Annotated in this window: 16 protein-coding genes; 6 read left to right on the top strand and 10 right to left on the bottom strand. The window is 66.0% G+C overall.

Annotated features, from left to right (window positions below; genetic code table 11):
• Positions 1 to 2: 2 nt before the first annotated feature.
• Together VGN62_RS13575 and VGN62_RS13570 are read left to right on the top strand one after the other, a co-directional pair.
• Positions 3 to 434, top strand: coding sequence for an MAPEG family protein (locus VGN62_RS13575; RefSeq protein WP_327454714.1), 432 nt, complete (start codon positions 3 to 5; stop codon positions 432 to 434).
• A 13-nt stretch (positions 435 to 447) separates the two neighbouring features.
• Positions 448 to 882: an MAPEG family protein gene (locus VGN62_RS13570; RefSeq protein WP_327454712.1), complete on the top strand. Its 435-nt coding sequence runs from the start codon at positions 448 to 450 to the stop codon at positions 880 to 882.
• 1 nt (position 883) lies between these two features.
• On the opposite strand, the gene VGN62_RS13565 is transcribed toward VGN62_RS13570, so the two are convergent.
• The 8 genes from VGN62_RS13565 to VGN62_RS13530 are packed head-to-tail and all read right to left on the bottom strand — an operon-like array spanning position 884 to position 10660.
• Positions 884 to 2083, bottom strand: coding sequence for a class I SAM-dependent RNA methyltransferase (locus tag VGN62_RS13565; RefSeq protein WP_327454710.1), 1200 nt, complete (start codon positions 2081 to 2083; stop codon positions 884 to 886).
• A gap of 1 nt (position 2084) precedes the next feature.
• Positions 2085 to 3437, bottom strand: a complete 1353-nt coding sequence (locus VGN62_RS13560) for an NAD(P)H-hydrate dehydratase (protein ID WP_327454707.1) — start codon at positions 3435 to 3437, stop codon at positions 2085 to 2087.
• A 32-nt stretch (positions 3438 to 3469) separates the two neighbouring features.
• Positions 3470 to 3859, bottom strand: a complete 390-nt coding sequence (locus VGN62_RS13555) for a hypothetical protein (protein ID WP_327454705.1) — start codon at positions 3857 to 3859, stop codon at positions 3470 to 3472.
• Positions 3856 to 5715 (bottom strand): dihydroxy-acid dehydratase, encoded by a 1860-nt coding sequence (gene ilvD / locus VGN62_RS13550; RefSeq protein WP_327454703.1) that lies wholly within the window; start codon positions 5713 to 5715, stop codon positions 3856 to 3858. Before ilvD ends, VGN62_RS13555 begins: the two co-directional genes overlap by 4 nt.
• 59 nt (positions 5716 to 5774) lie before the next feature.
• On the bottom strand, positions 5775 to 6506 hold the full coding sequence (locus VGN62_RS13545) for an N-formylglutamate amidohydrolase (protein WP_327454701.1): 732 nt from the start codon (positions 6504 to 6506) through the stop codon (positions 5775 to 5777).
• Complete coding sequence (locus tag VGN62_RS13540; protein WP_327454699.1) at positions 6503 to 7354, bottom strand: 4-(cytidine 5'-diphospho)-2-C-methyl-D-erythritol kinase; 852 nt, start codon at positions 7352 to 7354, stop codon at positions 6503 to 6505. Before VGN62_RS13540 ends, VGN62_RS13545 begins: the two co-directional genes overlap by 4 nt.
• Positions 7351 to 8961, bottom strand: a complete 1611-nt coding sequence (locus VGN62_RS13535) for a hypothetical protein (RefSeq protein ID WP_327454697.1) — start codon at positions 8959 to 8961, stop codon at positions 7351 to 7353. The genes VGN62_RS13540 and VGN62_RS13535 overlap by 4 nt, the downstream gene beginning before the upstream one ends.
• 43 nt (positions 8962 to 9004) lie before the next feature.
• Entirely contained in the window at positions 9005 to 10660 is a 1656-nt protein-coding gene (locus tag VGN62_RS13530) for an electron transfer flavoprotein-ubiquinone oxidoreductase (protein ID WP_327454696.1), read from the bottom strand.
• 140 nt (positions 10661 to 10800) lie between these two features.
• On the opposite strand from VGN62_RS13530, the gene VGN62_RS13525 reads away from it, so the two are divergent.
• From VGN62_RS13525 to VGN62_RS13510, 4 genes are read left to right on the top strand one after another with little or no spacing between them, the layout of a single operon-like run.
• Positions 10801 to 11568 carry a uracil-DNA glycosylase family protein gene (locus VGN62_RS13525; protein WP_327454695.1) on the top strand — a complete coding sequence of 256 codons (768 nt, stop codon included), beginning with the start codon at positions 10801 to 10803 and terminating at the stop codon, positions 11566 to 11568.
• A gap of 12 nt (positions 11569 to 11580) precedes the next feature.
• Positions 11581 to 13335 (top strand): lytic transglycosylase domain-containing protein, encoded by a 1755-nt coding sequence (locus tag VGN62_RS13520; protein ID WP_327454694.1) that lies wholly within the window; start codon positions 11581 to 11583, stop codon positions 13333 to 13335.
• Entirely contained in the window at positions 13325 to 13849 is a 525-nt protein-coding gene (moaB, locus tag VGN62_RS13515) for a molybdenum cofactor biosynthesis protein B (protein WP_327454692.1), read from the top strand. Before VGN62_RS13520 ends, moaB begins: the two co-directional genes overlap by 11 nt.
• A gap of 46 nt (positions 13850 to 13895) precedes the next feature.
• Complete coding sequence (locus VGN62_RS13510) at positions 13896 to 14984, top strand: PA0069 family radical SAM protein (RefSeq protein WP_327454690.1); 1089 nt, start codon at positions 13896 to 13898, stop codon at positions 14982 to 14984.
• On the opposite strand, the gene VGN62_RS13505 is transcribed toward VGN62_RS13510, so the two are convergent.
• A complete protein-coding gene (locus VGN62_RS13505) occupies positions 14981 to 16585 on the bottom strand; it encodes a long-chain fatty acid--CoA ligase (protein WP_327454687.1) in 1605 nt (534 codons plus the stop codon). The two genes, VGN62_RS13510 and VGN62_RS13505, sit on opposite strands and share 4 nt — an antisense overlap.
• A gap of 78 nt (positions 16586 to 16663) precedes the next feature.
• Complete coding sequence (gene dnaE / locus VGN62_RS13500) at positions 16664 to 20152, bottom strand: DNA polymerase III subunit alpha (protein ID WP_327454685.1); 3489 nt, start codon at positions 20150 to 20152, stop codon at positions 16664 to 16666.
• Positions 20153 to 20165: the final 13 nt, after the last annotated feature.

The following is a 20165-nucleotide window of genomic DNA, read 5'->3' as shown; positions in this document are numbered from 1 at the left end:
TTATGCCTGAAAGCCTGCTCGCACCCGGCGCGGTCCTCGCGCTGTGGACACTCATCATGCTCGGCTGGGTCGCCGCGACGCGCTTTCCGGCGCTCGCCAAATCGGGCATCGACCTGAAGGCAGCCCCTCCGGGAGGCCGCGGCGCCGACCTCGAGAATATCCTGCCGCCGCAGGTTAACTGGAAATCGCACAATTATACGCACCTGCTCGAACAGCCGACGCTCTTCTATGCCGTGATCATCTTCCTGCACCTGTCGGGTGGCAGCACCGATCTGACGCGCGGCCTTGCGTGGGCCTATGTCATTTTGCGTATCGTCCACAGCCTGTGGCAGGCGCGCGTGAACCGAGTGCCCATTCGCTTTGCGATCTTCGGGCTGTCGACCTTCTGCCTGCTCGCATTGTCGTTGCTGGCCGTGATCGCCACTTTGGGTTGAGGGGGGAAAGATTATGGATACGAACGCTATATTAGGGCCGGTCGCAACGCTTGCGCTCTGGTCGATGGTCATGTGGGTGTGGATGTACGCCACGCGCATCCCGGCGATGAGCCGCGCGAAGATCGATGCTGCGAAGATGGTGGGCGGCACCGGTAAAGGGCTCGACGACGTGCTGCCGCAGGAAGTGCAGTGGAAAGCGCACAACTACAACCATCTGATGGAACAGCCGACGGTCTTCTACGCCGTGGCGCTCGCGCTTGCGATCGGCGGCATGGGCGGCGGGCTCAACGCACAGATTGCATGGGCCTATGTCGCCCTGCGCATCGTCCACAGCCTGATCCAGGTCACCGTCAACCGCGTGCTATGGCGCTTCGTCGTGTTCGCGCTCGCCAGCCTCGCGCTCCTCGCGCTGTGCATCCACGCCTTCATGGGCTTCGTGCTGTACTGATCTAGCGCGAAAACCGCGCGGCCAGTTCCACATGGGTCGACCAGCGGAACTGGCCGACGGGCTGCACCCAGTCGAGGCTATAGCCGCCCTCGACCAGCATCTTCGCGTCGCGCGCGAAGCTTGCGGGATTGCAACTGACATAGGCGATCACCGGGGATGTTGACCCCGCGAGCTGCTTCACCTGCTCCTCAGCCCCTGCGCGCGGCGGATCGAGGATGACCGCACCGAAGCGATTGAGTTCGGCGGGTACGAGCGGGCGGCGGAACAAGTCGCGGTGCTCGGTCGCGACGAGCGCGCGGGCGCGGTTCGCGGCGCCCGTCAGCGCCGCGATCGCATCGCGCGCGCCTTCGGCGGCATAGACTTTACGCCCGGCCTGTACCGACAGCGCAAAGGTGCCGACGCCTGCGAACAGGTCCGCGACTGCTCCGGCGTCCCCGACTGCCTTCTTGACCGCATCGATCAACGCCGTCTGCCCGGTCGCCGTCGGCTGCAAAAAGGCAAAGGGCGGCACCTCGACCGTGACATCGCCAAAGCGCATCGTCGGCGGTTCGGGCTGCCAGAGGATTTCGAGCCCTTCGCCCTGATCGATCGCAAAGCGCGCCAGTCGATGCGCGCCCGCAAAATCCTGGAGCGCCATCGCCGCATCGAGCCCTTCGGCCTTCACGCCTTCCAGGATCAGTTCGACGCCCTGATCGAGCATCTGCATCTTGACCTTCACGGGCCGGCGCGGCTGCGCGATCATGACCAGCAATTCACGCACAGGCGCGATCAGCGCGAAAAGTTCGGGCAGCAATAGCGGACACATCCGCATATCGACGATCTGGTTGCTCTGCGCAGCGTTGAAGCCGATCGCGACCTGCTTGCCGGTGCGGAGCGCGGTCAGCGCGGCGCGCCGGCGGCTTTGCGGCGGTGACAGGACGGCGGGCAGGACCTCGCCAAAGACTACATCCTGCCCCTCCAGCCCGCCGACCACGCGGTCGCGCACAAAATCGGCGAGTGCGGGTTCGGCGACGTGCTGCAACTGGCAGCCGCCACATTTGCCGAAATGCCGGCACACGGGTTCGGCACGGTTCGGACCCGGGATGATGATCCCGTCGTCGCGAACGCGGTCGCCCGGGACGCCGCCCATGACATGGCGGCCGTCGGCGGTCACGCCATCGCCGCGTGCGGCGATGCGCTCGATCAGCGCAGCTTCGCTCATGTCAGTCCCTTATCAGATCGTCGGCTACAAGGCCGGGGCCTATACGCGCGGCTTGCGCGATATGCCAGCCCACCGCGGCGACCGCGGCATCGAAAGCATCGCCGCCCCGTGCGAGCATCGCTCCGCAAGCGCCCGCGAGCACATCGCCCGTCCCCGCCGTCGCCAGCCAGGGGCTGCCGGGCCAGGCGGCCGCGACCCGGCCATCGGGTGCGGCAATGATCGTGTCGGCGCCCTTGTAGATGACGACGGCCTGCGTGCGGACCGCGGCAGCTTTCGCGCGGTCGATCTTGTTCCCGTAAGCTTGCGGAAAGGCGCGCGCAAACTCGCCTTCGTGGGGCGTCAGAATCGCCTTGCGCGGCGTCTCGGCGAGGCGCGGCAAGGCCGCGTCGATCGCCGCCGCATCGAGAATAAGCGGTTTTCCAGAATCGAGCGCCGCTTCGACATCGAACAGCAATTCGTCGCCCGCCGGAAAGCCCGGCCCGATGACCACCGCCCCGACACGCGGATCGCCAAGCCGCTCGCCGAATTTCTCTTCGCTCTCGGCAATGATCGCGGCGAAGGGTGCATGTGCGCTGCCTTCGAGCACCGCATAGCCCGCCCCCGCGCGCAGCGCCGCTGCGGCCGCCAGCCCGGCGGCCCCGCGCATCGGTCCGGCAAAGACGAGTACCATGCCGCGCGTGAATTTATGCGCCGTCGCGTCGGGTGTGTGCGTTTGCGTCTTCGGCAAGGTCCGCATCGCCTTGCTCGCGGAGATGCCGATCGGTGCAAGCAGGACGCGGCCGCATGCCGGCGCAGTCGGCAACAGCACATGCGCGGGCTTGAGCGCGCCCAGTGCGAGTGTCACATCGGCGGGAAGCGGCGGGATCCAATCCTCGACGCCGTCGCTGTCGACCCCGCTCGGAACGTCGACCGCAAGGATGCGCCGGTCGGAAAAATGCCCGAGGATCGCGGCGAGGTCGTCCACGATCGGCCGCGACAGCCCGACGCCGAACAGCGCGTCGACAACCAGCGGCGCGGGCGAGAGACGGCCATCGAGTTTCTCGACAGGTCCGCTCCAGCCCGCCCTTGCCGCCTTCGCCAGATCGGTCACCGGCTCGCCGAGAGCGGCGACGCGAACCGAAGCTCCGCGCACTGCAAGCTGCCGCGCGGCAACATAGCCATCGCCGCCATTGTTACCGGGACCGCACAGGATCAGGATCGGCGCGCCTGCCGCCATCCGCCAGGCGGTATCGGCGACCGCTGCCCCGGCAAGTTCCATCAGTTCGGATAGCGATGTGCCCTGGATCGCGCACGCCGCCTCGGCTTCACGCATCGCCTTGGCGGTCAGGATCGGGGCGTCGGCGGGGACGGACATGCCTCTGCCCTATCACGAACGCGCGAAGGCGCCTACTTCGCGCCGCCGGTGTTGGCGGGCAGGCGATAGCGGTCGTTGCCAACCGCGACTTCGATGACATTGTCGCCGACGATTGTAACCTTTGCGGGTTCTGCCCCGTCGGCGGACACCACCCCGCGTCCGTCGGTCGTGATCTGAAGCCGGCGGTAACCGACATTGCTGCGGCCGACGACAAGGATCGCCCCGCCCTCGCCGCTCATCTCCTCGACCGTGCAGGTGCGGTCGAACAGCTTCGCGCCCTCGAGTGCGCATTCGATGCGACCATTCTCGGCCGCCGCCTTCGATCCGCGCGCCTCGGCTTCAGCCAGTTCGCCATTGTCGGGCGTGCGGTCGCAGCCCGCAAGCGCGATGAGCGCTACCAACGCCCCCCCAAGTCTTTTCATCCCTTGCCCTTCAGCTGCGACAAGTCGCGCACCGCGCCGCGCGCGGCGCTCGTCGTCATCGCGGCATAAGCCTGAAGTGCTACCGAAACCTTGCGCGGGCGCGGCTTGGCCGGCTGCCATGCCGCATCGCCCTTGGCCTCCATCGTGGCCCGGCGGTCCGCAAGCACGCTGTCGGCCACCGCCAGCGTGATCGTGCGCGACGGGATATCGATGTTGATGAGGTCGCCATTCTCGACCAGTCCGATCGTTCCGCCCTCGGCCGCCTCGGGCGAGACATGGCCGATCGACAGCCCCGATGTGCCGCCCGAGAAGCGCCCGTCGGTGATCAATGCACACGCCGCGCCTAGCCCCTTCGACTTGAGGTAGCTCGTCGGATAGAGCATTTCCTGCATCCCCGGTCCGCCCTTTGGCCCTTCGTAGCGGATGACGACGACGTCACCCGCCTCGACCTGTCCGGTCAGGATGCCCGCGACCGCCGCATCCTGGCTTTCATAAACTTTGGCGGGACCGGAGAATTTCAGGATGCTCTCGTCGACACCCGCGGTCTTCACGATACAGCCGTCGAGCGCGATATTGCCCGACAGTACCGCGAGTCCACCGTCCTTGCTGAACGCATGGTCGGCCGAACGGATCACGCCGGCTTCGCGATCGAGGTCGAGATCGTCCCAGCGCCGGTCCTGGCTGAACGCGGTCTGCGTCGGCACTCCGCCAGGGGCGGCGAGGAAGAATTTCTGCACCTCGGGGTCGTTGGTACGCGAGATATCCCATTTGTTGAGCGCATCGCCCAGCGTCGCGCTGTGCACCGTCGGCAGATGCGCATGGAGCAGCCCCGCGCGTTCGAGCTCACCAAGGATCGCCATGATCCCGCCCGCGCGGTGCACATCCTCCATATGGACGTCGCTCTTCGCCGGCGCGACCTTCGACAGGCATGGCACGCGGCGCGACAGCCGGTCGATGTCCTCCATCGTGAAATCGACCCCCGCCTCGAACGCCGCGGCGAGCAGGTGGAGCACCGTGTTCGTCGACCCGCCCATCGCGATGTCGAGGCTCATCGCATTTTCGAACGCCTCGAAGATCGCGATATTGCGCGGCAAGACGCTGTCGTCGCCTTCCTCATAATGGCGCTTGCACATCTCGACCGCGATCCGGCCCGCGCGCAGGAACAACTGCTTGCGGTCGGCGTGCGTCGCGAGCGTCGATCCGTTGCCCGGCAGCGACAGTCCCAGCGCCTCGGTCAGGCAATTCATCGAGTTGGCGGTGAACATCCCCGAACAGCTTCCGCACGTCGGGCAGGCCGCCTTTTCGATCTCAGACACTTCCGCGTCGCTATATTTCTCGTCGGCAGCGGCGACCATCGCGTCGACGAGGTCGAGCGCGACCTCCTTGCCCTTCAGCACGACCTTGCCCGCTTCCATCGGTCCGCCCGACACGAACACGACGGGGATGTTGATCCGCAGCGCCGCCATCAGCATGCCGGGCGTGATCTTGTCGCAGTTCGAGATGCACACCATCGCGTCGGCGCAATGCGCGTTGACCATATATTCGACGCTGTCGGCGATCAGGTCGCGGCTCGGCAGACTATAGAGCATACCGTCATGCCCCATCGCGATGCCGTCGTCGACCGCGATCGTATTGAATTCCTTGGCAACCCCGCCCGCGGCTTCGATCTCGCGCGCGACCATCTGGCCAAGGTCCTTCAGGTGGACGTGACCGGGCACGAACTGGGTGAAGCTGTTGACCACCGCGATGATCGGCTTGCCGAAATCGCTGTCCTTCATCCCCGTCGCGCGCCACAGGCCGCGCGCGCCCGCCATATTGCGGCCGTGAGTGGTGGTGCGCGAACGATATGAAGGCATTTTCTACAGTCCTGATAATAATATTACAAAAATAAGCGAAGAGACGCGCCTCTACACGCCTATTTGGCCAGATTCAATGCAAGCTTGCTGCACATGCGAGAAAGCCGTTCGGCAAACAGCGCCTGCCCCGCCGCATCGCCGACCAGATCCTGGCGCATCTCGATTCCGACATAGGGAATATCATTGCCCTCGGCATGGCGGTTCATCGTCGCGTTGAGCAGCTTGCCCGAATAGGGCTGCTGGTCGCCGACATTCAGCCCCTCGGCCTCCAGTGCCGCGATTGCCGCGCCGGCAAGCCTCTCGTCCTCGTTATAGAGCACGCCGACATGCCACGGCCGCGCCTGATCGGGGTGCGCCGCGAGCGACGGGGTGAAGCTGTGCAGCGACAGGATCATTGCCGGGCGGTGCGCCGCGATCGTAGCGGCGATATAATCGTGATAGGGTCGGAAAAAGCGCGCCAGCCGGACCTCGCGCGCCGCATCGTCGAGCGCGTTGCCCGGCACCGCATGGCCGTCGCTCGCGATCGGCAGCACCCCCGGCGCATCTTCGTCGCGGTTGCAGTCGACAACGAGCCGCGACACGCCGCCGAGGATCGCCGCATCGACCGCGCCGCTTTCGACCAGCAACGCCGCGACCTCCGCCACGCCGATATCGATCGCAATGTGGTTGACGAGCAGCGCCGGATCGATGCCGAGATCGATATCGTCGGGGACAAGAGCCGACGCATGATCGGCGATCAGCAATATGCCGCCCGTCCGCGCTTCGCCCAACTGCCGCCACGCTTCGCTCACCGCAATACTCCCGTCATCGTCCACCAGCCCGGATGCCGCGCGGTGAGCGCCGCGGCGGCCGCATCGCGCTCCGCCATCGCATCGAACAGCCCAAAACAGGTCGCACCCGATCCCGACATGCGCGCCAGCCAGGGCCGCAGCGCCCCTAATTCGGTGAGTATGTCGACGATCGCTGGGCATTGGGCAATCGCGGGCCGCTGGAGATCGTTGCGCGCGCCGAGCAGTTGCGCACGCCAATCGGGACCGGTGAACAAGGGGCCGCGGTCGATCCCGTCCCACGCGGCGAACACCGGTCCGGTAGAGACCTGCTGGCGCGGATTGACCAGCAGCACCGGCGTCCCGCCCAGCTGCAACTCGGGAACCGGGTTCAATTCCTCGCCGACCCCGACGCCGAGACAGGTCGCGCTCGCGATGCAGGCGGCGATATCGGCGCCGAGCGGACTGACGACGCGCGCCAGCGCCGCATCGCCGAGTTCGGGCAGGAAATGCTGCCGCACGAGCCGCGCCATCGCCGCGGCGTCGGCCGACCCGCCGCCGATCCCCGCCGCGACTGGCAGCGTCTTGGTCAGCACAACCCCAAGCGGCGGCACCCGGTCGGCGCCGTAGCGCGTGCGCAGTAGTGCCAGTACCTTCATCACCAGATTGTCGTCGCCCGCGCTCAATCCTTCGGCGAACGCGCCATCGATCGTCAGCGCATCCTTATCGGCAACCTCCGCCCTGATCGCATCGCCATTGTCGACGAACGCAAACAGCGTCTCGATCTCGTGATAGCCGTCGCTCCGCCGCGCGCGGACGTGCAGCGCGAGGTTGATCTTGGCCCAGCCCGTTTCGTGCAGGGTGCCCGTCATGGCGCGGTGGTGGCGTGGGTCAGCCCGTCGCGCAGCTTCGCCTCCAGCCGCGTCGCCATCTCCGCATCGGCGAGCAATGCAGCGGCGCGCCAGTTGTAGCGCGCCTGAAACTTCTGCCCGGCCTTCCAGTAAGCATCGCCGAGATGCTCGACGATCACCGCATTGCCGGGTTCGCCGCGCTGCGCCTTTTCGAGCAACCCGACCGCATCGTCAGTGCGCCCCGTCAGGAAATAGGCCCAGCCGAGCGAGTCGGTAATGCTCGCATTCTGCGGGTCCTGGCGCCACGCCGCCTCGATCCGCGCGAGCGACTGCTTCACATCCTTGCGTCGTTCCAGCGCTGAATAGCCGGCGAAGTTGAGGATCGCCGCGTCGTCGGGCCGCAGCGCTACCGCCTTTTCCATCAAAGGTGCCGCCGCGTCCCATTTGTCCGCCTGCAGCAGCAATTCCGCCCGGGCGATCAGCAGGGTACCGCGCAGCGACTGATCGCCCTCGCCCTCGCCAAGTGCCCCCTCGAGCCGCTCATACGCCCGCGCCGCCGCGACCGGGTCGCCTGACCTCCGCGCGATGTCGGCCAGCCTGACGAGCAGGCTTCGCGCCGCATCCGCGCCCACCGAAGCCTCGGCCAGCTTCGCCGCACCGGCGAGCTCGCCCGCATCTGCCATCAATTCGGCGCGGCGCATCGCGAGCACCGGCGGCAAGGCAGCGCGCCCCGCGTCGAGCATCGCCAGCGCATCGTCCTGTTGCCCGTTGCGGTCGAGTGCTTCGACCAGCGTCATCCGGACCGCCCAGTCCTGATCGTCGAGCCAATAGGCCGCGCGCGCGAACAACAGCGGCAGTTTCGCGCTGCCACCCGGAGTGCGCGCCAATCCGTCGGCAAGCAGCCCGAGCCACTGCGCCGTTCCCGCGCGCGGGCTGGTAACGGGCTGGTCGGGCAACAACAGCATCGGATCCTCGCGCTGCCCCGACGCGAGCGCGATCCGTGCGCGCAACCGCTCGGCAGCGCCGGCCTCGCCCGCCTTGTCGAGCGTCGCGGCAGTGCGCAGCGCAACGAGCTGGCTTGTCCGGTCGGTGAGCGTGACGCCATCGGTCAGCGTCGCCGCCGCGGCCGCGCGCTTCGTGGCGATCTGGACCATCGCGACCTGAAGCGTCAGCGAGGGTTCGGGGCGCGCGCGATTGTTCGCCGCAATCAGGTGACGCTCGGGCAGTTTTTCGCGCGCACCGACGTCGATCCACGCATTGATCGTCGGCAAGATCAACCGCGCGATCGCGTCGGCGCCCGCCTTGTCGTTTCGGCCGGCCATCGTGTCGCGCGCGGCTTTCCAGTCCGACCGGCGCATCGCATCGACCAGCAGGACGAGCTGCGCGTCGAACCGGCGTTCGCCGCTGCTCCACAAGCTCGATGCCGCAGCCCGCGCTGCCTCGAGATTCCCCGCTTCGATTGCCTGTTCGAGCATCCGCCCGCGCAGGCCGGGAAGGCCGGGCGCAAGGCTCGAGGCCGTGGTGAGCGCCGATAGCGCGGCCGCGGGTTCCCCGCTCTCTTCGGCCAGTCGCGCGCGCACCAGCGCATTCAGCGCCGCGCCGCTGTCGTCGACGGCCTGCGCCGGCACCGCCGCCGCAACGGCGGCGACGATCAGGAGCAGGCGCGCGGGCTTACATATTGGGGTAATTGGGGCCTCCGCCGCCTTCGGGAGTGACCCAGTTGATATTCTGGGTCGGGTCCTTGATATCGCACGTTTTGCAATGGACGCAATTCTGCGCGTTGATCACGAACTTGGGATCGCCCTCGGCTTCGCCGACGATTTCATAGACGCCCGCCGGGCAATAGCGCTGCGCGGGCTCGTCAAAGAGCGGCAGGTTATACGCGACCGGGATCGATGGATCCTTCAGCTGCAGATGGACCGGCTGGTCTTCCTCGTGATTGGTGTTCGAGATGAACACCGATGACAGGCGGTCGAAGGTCAGCACGCCGTCGGGTTTGGGATAATCGGGTTTCGGCATGATGTCGGCCCGGTACAGGCTCTCATTGTCCGGATGATGCTTCATCGTGAAGGGGACTTTGATCTTCAGCGTTTCGAGCCACATCGTGATCCCCGACAGCAATGTCCCCGCCAGATCGCCATATTTCTCGACGAGCGGCAGGACGTTCCGCACGACGCTGAGTTCCTTCTTGACCCAGCTATCGTCAAAAGCGGTTTGATAGGCGTCGAGCGTGTCGCTGCTGCGCCCCGCGGTGACAGCGGCGAATGCGGCCTCGGCCGCCATCATGCCCGATTTCATCGCGGTATGCGTACCCTTGATACGCGGGACGTTCAGGAACCCGGCGGTATCGCCGATCAGGGCGCCGCCCGGGAAAGCGAGCTTGGGCACCGACTGGAGGCCGCCGTCGCTGATCGCGCGTGCGCCGTAGGACACGCGCTTGCCGCCCTTCAGGATCTTCGCGATCTCGGGATGCGTCTTCCACTTCTGCATCTCCTGGAACGGGGAGATGTGTGGGTTGCGATAGTTGAGCCAGGTGACGAAACCGAGCGCGACCTGCCCGTTCGCCTGATGATAGAGGAAACCGCCGCCATTGGCATTTTCGTCGAGCGGCCAGCCCTGCGTGTGGATGACACGGCCCTCTGCATGGTTTGCGGGGTCGATGTCCCACAATTCCTTGACGCCAAGACCGTAAACCTGCGGCTCGCAATCGGCGTCGAGCGCGAACTGCGGCTTGATCATCTTGGTCAGATGGCCGCGCACGCCTTCGGCAAAGAAGGTATATTTGGCGTGGAGTTCGAGGCCCGGGGCATAGTCGCCCTTGTGGCTGCCGTCGCGCGCGACGCCCATGTCGCCCGTCGCGACGCCTTTGACCGAGCCATCCTCATTGTAGAGAATTTCCGCGGCGGGGAAGCCGGGGAAGATCTCGACCCCCAGCCCTTCGGCCTGTTCGGCGAGCCAGCGGCAAAGATTGCCGAGGCTGCCCGTATAGGTACCCTTGTTGTGCATGAAGCCCGGCGAAATGAATTCGGGAAGCGCGAACTTCTTCGCCTTCGTCAGCACCCAGTGCTGGTTGTCGTTCACGGGGACTTCGGCGAGCGGACAGCCTTGCGTCCGCCATTCGGGGAGCAGTTCGTCGAGCGACTTCGGATCGATCACCGCGCCCGACAGGATATGCGCGCCGACCTCGGACCCTTTTTCGAGGATGCAGACCGACAATTCACTGCCCGCTTCATTCGCGAGTTGTTTCAGGCGGATCGCCGCCGATAGCCCCGCCGGCCCCGCGCCGACGATGACCACGTCATAGGGCATCGATTCCCGTTCGCTCACCGCAAATACCTTTCTGCCGTCCCTGCGCCGATCATTCATCGTGTCCGACGCTCATTCTGTCACGAATTGCGATGCCCGCCAATTGACGCGCCCGTCAACTGTCTGTTTCAAACATTTTCATGGGTGGGCGAAACTCTGCGTTGCTGGCGGAAAGCACTTGCGACTGGTGGTCGCTGGCGGGCGTCGATGCGCTCGTCGGCGAGGAACCGGCGGGCTGGCTCGTCACGCCCCCGGCGAATGACGCTGCGGCAACGAAGGCGAAACGCGCGGTGCGCGTCGAACCCGAACCGCTCCCGCTTCCCGCAGCGCTCCAGCGCCAGGAAGCTCCCGAAGCCTCCGCGCCGAAGGGCCCGACCGTCTTTCCCGACGACTGGAACGAATTCCAGCGCTGGCTCACCGAACATGGCGACGTGCCCGGCAGCCAGTGGGACGCACGCCGTGTGCTTCCCGTCGGCGAAGCGGGCGCGCCGCTGATGCTGCTCACCGCCTGGCCCGAAATCGACGACCAGCGCGATGGCGTACTATTCTCCGGGCCGGCGGGGCAGTTGCTCGACGCGATGTTGCGCGCGATCGGCCTGACGCGCGGCGAATGCTATGTCGCCAGCCTCGCGGTGACCCGCCCCGCCGGCGGGCGCTGCGACGGCGACGATGCAGTGGAACTCGACCGCCTGCTGTGGCACCATCTGCGGCTCGCCAGACCGGCACGCCTGCTGCTGATTGGCAGCGACATCCTGCGCATGGCGGCGGCGACGCCGCTGCCCGACGCGCGCGGAAAGTTACTCGATATTAACCAAGATGGCGGCAAGGTGGAGGCGGTAGCAGTCGCGCACCCCGCGATGTTGCTGGCCCGGCCCGCCCAGAAGGCGGCCGCATGGGATAGCCTGAAACTGTTCAACCGGGGACGTTGACGGATGCAGAATATGACCAAAACCCTCGTTTCGTGCGCCGCTCTGGCGCTTTCCATCGGCGCGGTGCCCGCGCTCGCCGCCGACGCGGGCAGCCGGGACCTTGTATCGGCACCGCAAACCGTGCCCAACATCTTGTCGGCGAAGCAGAAGCAGCTTTACACACAGGTGCTCACCGCGATCCGCGGCCAGCGCTGGGCCGAGGCAAAATCCTTGCTCGATGGCGCCGACAACGGCCCGCTCACCGATTTCCTGCGCGCTGAACTGCTCACGGCACCGAACAGCCCGCGCGCCGAAGTTTCGGACATCATGCCGATCCTGTCGCGTTCGCCGCAATTGCCGCAGGCTGAGCAGCTAAGCCGGCTGGCCGCCAAGCGTGGCGCGACCGATCTCCCTACCCTGCCCTCGCAGGCGCGCCTTGCATGGGCGGGCAGCGCTCCGCGCCGGCTCGGCGCCGATGCGGTGGGCGGCGATCCCGTCGCGGCGAGCCTCGCGCGCACGATTCCCGAGCGGATCAAGAATGACGATCCCGCGGGTGCCGAAGCGCTGCTCAACGCTGTCGCCGACCAGCTGACACCGCAGGCCCGCGACGAATGGCGCCAGAAGGTTGCCTGGTCTTATTATATCGAGAATGACGACGCCAACGCGCTTCGGCTTGCGAATGAGTGTAGCGCGGGCAGCGGCGCCTGGTCGACGCAGGGCGCATGGGTCAAAGGCCTCGCCGCGTGGCGCACGCGCGACTATCGCACCGCGTTGATGGCTTTCGACCGCGTCGCGAAGGAAGCGCCCGACAGCGAACTCCGTGCCGCGGCTTATTATTGGGCCGCGCGCGCTGCGGTCGCCGCGGGCGAACCCGCATCGGTCCAGTCGCGCCTCCGCGCCGCCGCGGCCAACGAGGAAACCTTCTACGGCCTGCTCGCGGTCGAAACGCTCGGTGTCGAAACGAACAGCCAGCGCGAACATGTCCGTGCCGACCGCAGCGCCTGGCGCGCACTCGAAGGCCTGCCGAACGTCCGGATCGCGATGGCGCTGTCCGAGATCGGCGAAGACAAATATGCCGGCGACACGCTGCGCCATCAGGCGCGGATCGGCGATGCGCGGCAGCATGAGCAGCTTCTTGCGATCGCGGGCGCCCTCAGCCTGCCCGAAGCGCAGCTCTATCTCGCGCACAACACGCCGCAGGGCCGCAAACCCTCGGCGCAGTCGCGCTATCCGCAGCCTAAATGGGAACCCAATGGCGGCTGGAAGGTCGATCCCGCGCTGGTCTTCGCCCACACGCTGCAGGAATCGCGTTTCCAGCGCGCCGTCGTCAGCCCGGCGGGCGCGCTTGGCTTAATGCAAGTACGCCCCGGCACCGCGCGCGACGTCGCGCGCTGGCGCGGCGACCTCGGAACGGGCGACCTGCGCAGCCCCGCGGTCAACATGGATATGGGGCAAAGCTATCTGCAATATCTAAGCAAGGACCCGTCGACCGGCGGCCTGCTGCCCAAGGTGATCGCTGCCTATAACGCCGGGCCGGCGCCCGTTGCGCGCTGGCAGTCGGAAATTCGCGATAACGGTGACCCGCTGCTTTACATGGAATCGATCCCCTATTGGGAAACGCGCGGCTATGTCGGCATCGTGCTGCGCAACTACTGGATGTACGAAGCGCAGCAGGGCAAGCCGTCGATCAGCCGCGCCGCGCTCGCGCAGGGCAAATGGCCGCGCTTTCCCGACGGGAAGGACCGCACGCGCCTGACCTACGCCGGCGATCTCACGAATGCCGATTGACGAAAGCCTCGTTTTCAAACCCGTTCGCATCGCGTTGCTCACCATTTCGGACAGCCGCAGCGCCGCTGAGGACCGGTCGGGCGACAAGCTTGACGAATTGCTGACCGGCGCGGGGCATATCCTCGCAGCGCGCGCGATCATCCGGGACGAAACCGACCTGATCGTGTCGCGTCTCCATAACTGGATCGACGACCCCGAGGTCGATGTCGTGATCACCACCGGCGGCACCGGGCTGACGGGCCGCGATGTGACGCCCGAGGCGCTGCACCGGCTCGACGGCAAGGATATCCCCGGTTTCGGCGAGCTGTTCCGTTGGCTCAGCTACCAGAAGATCGGTACCTCGACTATCCAGTCGCGCGCCTGTGCCATTGTCGCGCGCGGCACTTACATCTTCGCGCTGCCCGGCTCGACCGGGGCGGTAACCGACGCATGGGAAGGTATCTTGTCGACCCAGCTCGATAGCCGGCACAAGCCCTGCAATTTTGTCGAGCTGATGCCGCGGCTCACCGAATAGACATTTCGTTCTTTCTTTGTTCTCGTTAGCGCGATATCCTGCGCCGATGGAATCAACGAAGCCCCTGCCCCCGATAACGGGCCGCGGCGCACCGACCAATCTGCGCCCTACCCGCACCGGCTCGCTCGACCGCGAGGCCGACGGCGACTGGCTCGATGCCGCGGAGGACATCGACGGCGAGGCGCCAAGGCTGCGCACGACGGTAACCGTCGAGCATCCGAAGACGATCATTTCGCGCAACAAATCGCCCGACATCAGCTTCGACCGCTCGATCAACCCCTATCGCGGCTGCGAGCATGGCTGCATCTATTGCTTCGCTCGCCCGACGCATGCCTTCCACGACCTGTCGCCGGGGCTCGATTTCGAAAGCAGGCTGTTCGCCAAACCCGATGCCGCAAGACTGCTGCGCGCCGAACTCGCAAAACGCGGCTACACGCCGGCTCCGCTCGCGATCGGGACCAACACCGACGGCTACCAGCCGATCGAGCGCGAATGGGGCATCACGCGGTCGGTGATCGAGGTGCTGGCGGAGACGCGGCACCCGCTGATCGTCACGACCAAGTCCGACCGGATATTGCGCGACATCGACCTGCTCGCCGATATGGCGCGCGACCATCTGGTCGGCGTCGCGGTGTCGGTGACAACGCTCGACCCCGCCATCGCCCGGACGCTCGAACCGCGCGCGCCGCATCCCCGCCGCCGCCTCGCCGCGATCCGCAAGCTCATCGACGCCGGCGTGCCGACGCAGGTCAATATCTCGCCGATCATCCCCGCGATCACCGATCATGAGGTCGAGGCGATCATGGCGGCGGCGGCGGAGGCGGGCGCGATCCGTGCTTCGTACATATTGATGCGCTTGCCGTTCGAGGTCGCGCCGCTGTTCCGTGCGTGGCTTGCCGCGCACTACCCCGATCGCGCCGACAAGGTGATGCACATGGTGCAGGAGATCCGCGGCGGCCGCGACAACGACCCCGCCTTCTTTACACGCATGAAGGGTCACGGCGTCTGGGCGCAGCTCATCCGCACGCGCGTTAAGCGCGCGGCGCGCGAACATGGCATGGACCGGAGCTTCCCGCCGATCCGCAGCGACCTGTTCCGCCCGCCCGAACGCGACGGCCATATGGAGCTGTTCTAGGCCTCCGCCAGCGACTTCAGCTGGTAATCCTTGTAATCGTCGCGGATCTGGCGCTTCAAAATCTTGCCCGTCGCCGTATGCGGCAGTTCGTCCACGAAGACGATCTCGTCGGGCAGCCACCATTTCGCGACCTTGTCCTTGAGATAATCGACGATCGCGGCCTCGCTCGCCTCGGCCCCCGGTTTCTTGACGATCAGCAGGATCGGGCGTTCGTCCCATTTGGGATGATAGACGCCGACCGCTGCGGCTTCCTGCACCCCCGGCGCGCCGACGGCGGCATTCTCGAGCTCGATCGAACTGATCCATTCGCCGCCCGATTTGATCACATCCTTCGCGCGATCGGTGATCTGCATGACCCCGTCGGGGTGCAACACCGCGACATCGCCGGTATCGAACCAGCCGTCGGCATCGGCTGCATCGGCATCGGCCTTGAAATAGCGCTGGATGATCCACGGCCCGCGGCACTGCAATCGCCCGCTCGTCACGCCGTCGCGCGGCAGCTCGTTGTCTTCGTCGTCGACGATGCGCAGCTCGACGCCGAACGGCGGGGAGCCCTGACGGCACACGATGTCGACCTGTTCGTCGAAGCTCAGCTCGTCCCAGTTCCACGGGCGCTTGCCCATCGTCCCGATCGGGCTGGTTTCGGTCATCCCCCACGCATGGCCGACCGCGATCCCCGCGCGCATGAAGCGCTCGATCATCGCACGCGGCGCCGCCGAGCCGCCGATGATCACGCGCTCGAGCTTGCCATAGCCGATGCCCGTCGCGTCCATATGTGCGAACATCGCGATCCACACCGTCGGCACGCCCGCGCTGTGCGTCACGCCCTCGTTGTGCATCAGGTCGCACAGGACCTGCGCGTCATTGGTCGCCGAGAACACCAGCTTGGCGCCAACCGTCGCGGCGGCAAAGGGAACGCCCCAGCTGTTGGCGTGGAACATCGGCACGATCGGCAGGATGACGCTGCGGTTCGCGAGGCCGAAAACGTCGGGCTGAATCTCGGTGATCGCGTGGATGACGTTCGAGCGATGCTCGTAAAGCACGCCCTTCGGATTGCCCGTCGTGCCGCTGGTGTAGCAAAGCCCCACCGGATCGCGCTCGTCGAGTTCGACCCATTGAAAGCTGCCATCCTCGGCGTCGATCAGGTCGCGGTACGACGAATAGCCGTCGCGCGCCGGCGCATCGAACAGGACGAAATGCTCGACCGTCGGCAACTGATCCCGCAGCCGCTCGACGATCGGGAGGAACATCGCGTCGAACAGCAGCACGCGGTCTTCGGCATGGTTGATGATGTAGACGAGCTGTTCGTCGAACAGCCGCGGGTTTACCGTGTGGAGCACCCCGCCCATGCCCGCGCTGCCGTACCAGCTGACGAGATGATGGCCATGGTTCATCGCGAGCGTCGCGATGCGGTCGCCCCTCTGGATGCCCAGCTTCGTCATCGCGGCGGCAAAACGGCGTGCATCCGCGCCGACCTCACCCCAAGTCGTCCGCGTCATGCTGCCGTCGGCCCAGCGCGAGACGATCTCGCGCGTCGCATGTTCGCGCGCGGCGTGATCGATCAGACTGGTGACGAGCAGCGGTTGGCCCTGCATTCCCATGATACGGCATCCTCGAATTTATATCGTTGCCGTTCGGGGATAGGGCCGGGAATGCCCGCTATGCAAGGGGTGAAGGGTTCAGCGAACGCGGAACTCGCGCGGCGCGACCAGCGAAAGAGCGGTTTCGGCAACACCGGCAACCATGTCGAGGCGCGAAACCGTGTCCGGTCCCAGCGCGAAGTTGCGGCCCAGTTCGATGCGGATATCCTCATCGGTCAGCGGATCGCGCGTCGCGATCACGACCTTTCCGCGCGCGTCGTCGCGTTTTTCGAGCAGCCGTGCAATCTCGTCGATCGCTTCGGGAAGCTCGACCCGGCACGTCAGTTGAAGTGCCGCGGTCGCGGCGATATCGGCGAGCGACTGCGCCCCGCGTACCGTCACGCGCGGCGTTTCTTCGCCTTCGAGAAGGTCCAGCTCGACCGACAGCATCGCGCAGCCGCCGTCGCTCGCCAGCGTCTCTAGCGTCTTTCCGGCGATCTCGTCGAAGCAACTCGACTGGAACTGCCCGCTGCGATCCGACAGCGTCAGGTTCAGGAAGCGATTGCCGCGCTGCGACACGCGCGGGCGCGCGCTTTCGACCATCGCAGCCATCACCATCGGGATCCGCGTTCCCGGCGTCATTTCGACATTGTCGCAGATGTCGCCATAAGTGCGGGCACCGCGCGCCGAGATGATCGCCTCAAACTGTTCGACGGGGTGCGACGAATAATAGAAACCGAAGGCGTCCTTCTCGCGCGTCATGCGCTCGGCGAGCGTCCACGGCTCGGCCGCGGGCAATTGCAGCGCCGGTGCGATCGCGATGTCGCCGCCGAACAGGCCGCCCTGCCCCGTCGAGCGCTCGTGCGCCGAACTGTTCGCGCAGGCAAGCAGGCTTTCGGCGCCCGCGAAGGCGCGCGGCCGGTCGGGTTCGACGCAATCGAACGCCCCCGCCCCGGCCAAGGCCTCGATCTGGCGCCGGTTGAGCAATTTCGGGTCGATGCGGCTCGCGAAATCGTCGAGCGAGGCGAAATCGCCCTTCACATGCCGTTCGGCGACAAGCGCTTCCATCGCCTTTTCACCGACGCCCTTGAGCGCGCCGAGCGCATAGCGCACCGCGAGCCCCTCGTCGCTCCGTCCGACCGAAAAATCGGCCTCGCTGTCGTTGATCGATGGCGGCGCGACTGCGACGTCGAGCCGCCGCATATCATCGATGAAGATCGACAATTTGTCGGTCTGGTGGCTGTCGAACGACATCGACGCGGCGAAAAATTCGTGCGGATAATGCGCCTTCAGCCACGCTGTCTGGTACGACAGCAGCGCGTAAGCCGCCGCATGGCTCTTGTTGAAGCCATAGCCTGCGAACTTGTCGATCAAGTCGAACAGTTCGTTCGCGGCCTTCGCGTCGATATTGTTATGCTCGCCGCACCCCTTGACGAAGGTGTCGCGCTGCGCGTCCATCTCTGCCTGCACCTTCTTGCCCATCGCGCGGCGCAAGAGGTCGGCACCGCCAAGGCTGTAGCCGGCGAGGATCTGCGCCGCCTGCATCACCTGTTCCTGATAGACGAAGATGCCATAGGTTTCGGCAAGGATGCCTTCGAGCAAAGGGTGCGGATAGGCGATCTTCTCGCGCCCGTTCTTGCGCGCGCCGAACAACGGAATATTGTCCATCGGACCCGGGCGATAGAGCGCGACGAGCGCGATGATGTCGCCGAAATTGGTCGGCTTCACCGCCGACAGCGTGCGCCGCATCCCTTCGGATTCGAGCTGGAACACCCCAACCGTCTCGCCGCGCTGGAGCAGTTCGTAGACCGCGGCATCGTCCCAAGCGAGCGCGTCGAGATCGACGTCGACGCCGCGGAGCGCGAGCAATCGCCGTGCTTCCTTGAGCACCGACAGCGTCTTGAGTCCGAGAAAGTCGAATTTCACGAGGCCCGCGCTTTCGACATATTTCATGTCGAACTGCGTCACGGGCATGTCGGAGCGCGGATCGCGATAGAGCGGGACGAGCTGGTCGAGCGGACGGTCGCCGATGACGACGCCCGCGGCGTGCGTCGAGCTGTGGCGCGGCAGGCCTTCGAGCTGCTTGGCCATGTCGAACAGGCGGCGGACGCCGTCATCCTGCTTATATTCGGTCATCAGCTCGGACACGCCGTTCAGCGCGCGGTCGAGCGTCCATGGGTCCGTCGGATGGTTGGGCACCAGCTTTGCGAGCCGGTCGACCTGGCCATAGCTCATCTGAAGTACGCGGCCGGTGTCCTTGAGCACCGCGCGCGCCTTGAGCTTACCGAAGGTGATGATCTGCGCGACGGTGTCGCGGCCGTATTTCTCCTGCACATAGCGGATCACTTCGCCGCGCCGCGTTTCGCAGAAGTCGATGTCGAAGTCGGGCATCGACACGCGTTCGGGATTGAGGAAGCGTTCGAACAGCAGGCCAAGCTTGAGCGGGTCGAGGTCGGTGATCGTCAGCGCCCAGGCGACGACGCTGCCCGCGCCCGAACCACGCCCCGGACCCACCGGAATGTCGTGCGTCTTCGCCCATTTTATGAAGTCGGCAACGATCAGGAAGTAACCAGGGAAGCCCATCTGGACGATCACCCCGACCTCGAAATCGAGGCGATCGACATAGGTCCGGCGTTCTTCGTCCGAAAGGTCTGGATAATGCGCAAGCCGCGCGGCGAGCCCCGCGTGCGCGTCGGCCTTGAGCTGCGCCGCCTCACCCTCGCGGTCGCCGGCAAGGCTCGGCAGGATCGGCGCACGCTTCGGCGCCATGAACGCGCAGCGCTGCGCAACAACCAGACTGTTGCGGATCGCCTCGGGCAGGTCGGAGAACGCGTCCTCCATCGCCTCGGCGGGCTTCAGCCACGCTTCCGGACAGCTGACCCGCCGATCTTCGCTTTCGACATAGGCCGATTGTGCGATGCACAGCATGGCATCGTGCGCGGGATGGAACTGTGGTTCGACGAAGCTCGCAGGGTTGGTCGCGACGATCGGCAGCGCGCGCGCATAGGCAAGGTCCACCAGTGCCTTTTCGGCTGCCGTCTCCGCTGCGTCGCCGCGCCGCGACAGTTCGATATAAAGACGGTCCGCGAACAGCGCCTCGAGCTGCTCGACATAATCATTCGCCGCTGTCGCCTGTTCGCCCGCGAGCAGGCGCGCCAGCGCGCCCTCGCCGCCGCCGGTCAGGCAGATCAGCCCGTCGGTCTTGCCTGCAAGGTCGGAGAGCAAAACATGCGGTTCCTGTTCGACCGGACGCCCGAGATGCGCCGCCGACACGAGCGCGCAAAGATTGTTATAGCCTATATCGTCCTGCGCGTAGAGCGCGAGCCAGTCGATCAGCGGCGCGCCATTTGCCAGCCGCTGGCCGGGGCGCGCCACGCTGAGCAGCGCGCCGACAATCGGCTGCACGCCCGCTGCCTTGCACGCGTCGCCAAAAGCCATCGCGCCATAGAGCCCGTTGCGGTCGCAGATCGCAATCGCTGGAAAACCGCGGTCGCGCGCCGCCTTCGCAATCGCCTTGGGCTCGATCGCCCCCTCCAGCATGGTAAAGCTGGAAAAGACGCGAAGGGGGACAAAGGGGCTGTAGGCCATCGAATGACGCTAC

The sequence above is a fragment of the Sphingopyxis sp. genome (assembly GCF_035998905.1).
Taxonomy (GTDB): Bacteria; Pseudomonadota; Alphaproteobacteria; order Sphingomonadales; family Sphingomonadaceae; genus Sphingopyxis.
The sequence above is the reverse complement of the archived record's forward strand: the minus strand, read 5'-3'. Positions and strand labels throughout refer to the sequence as shown.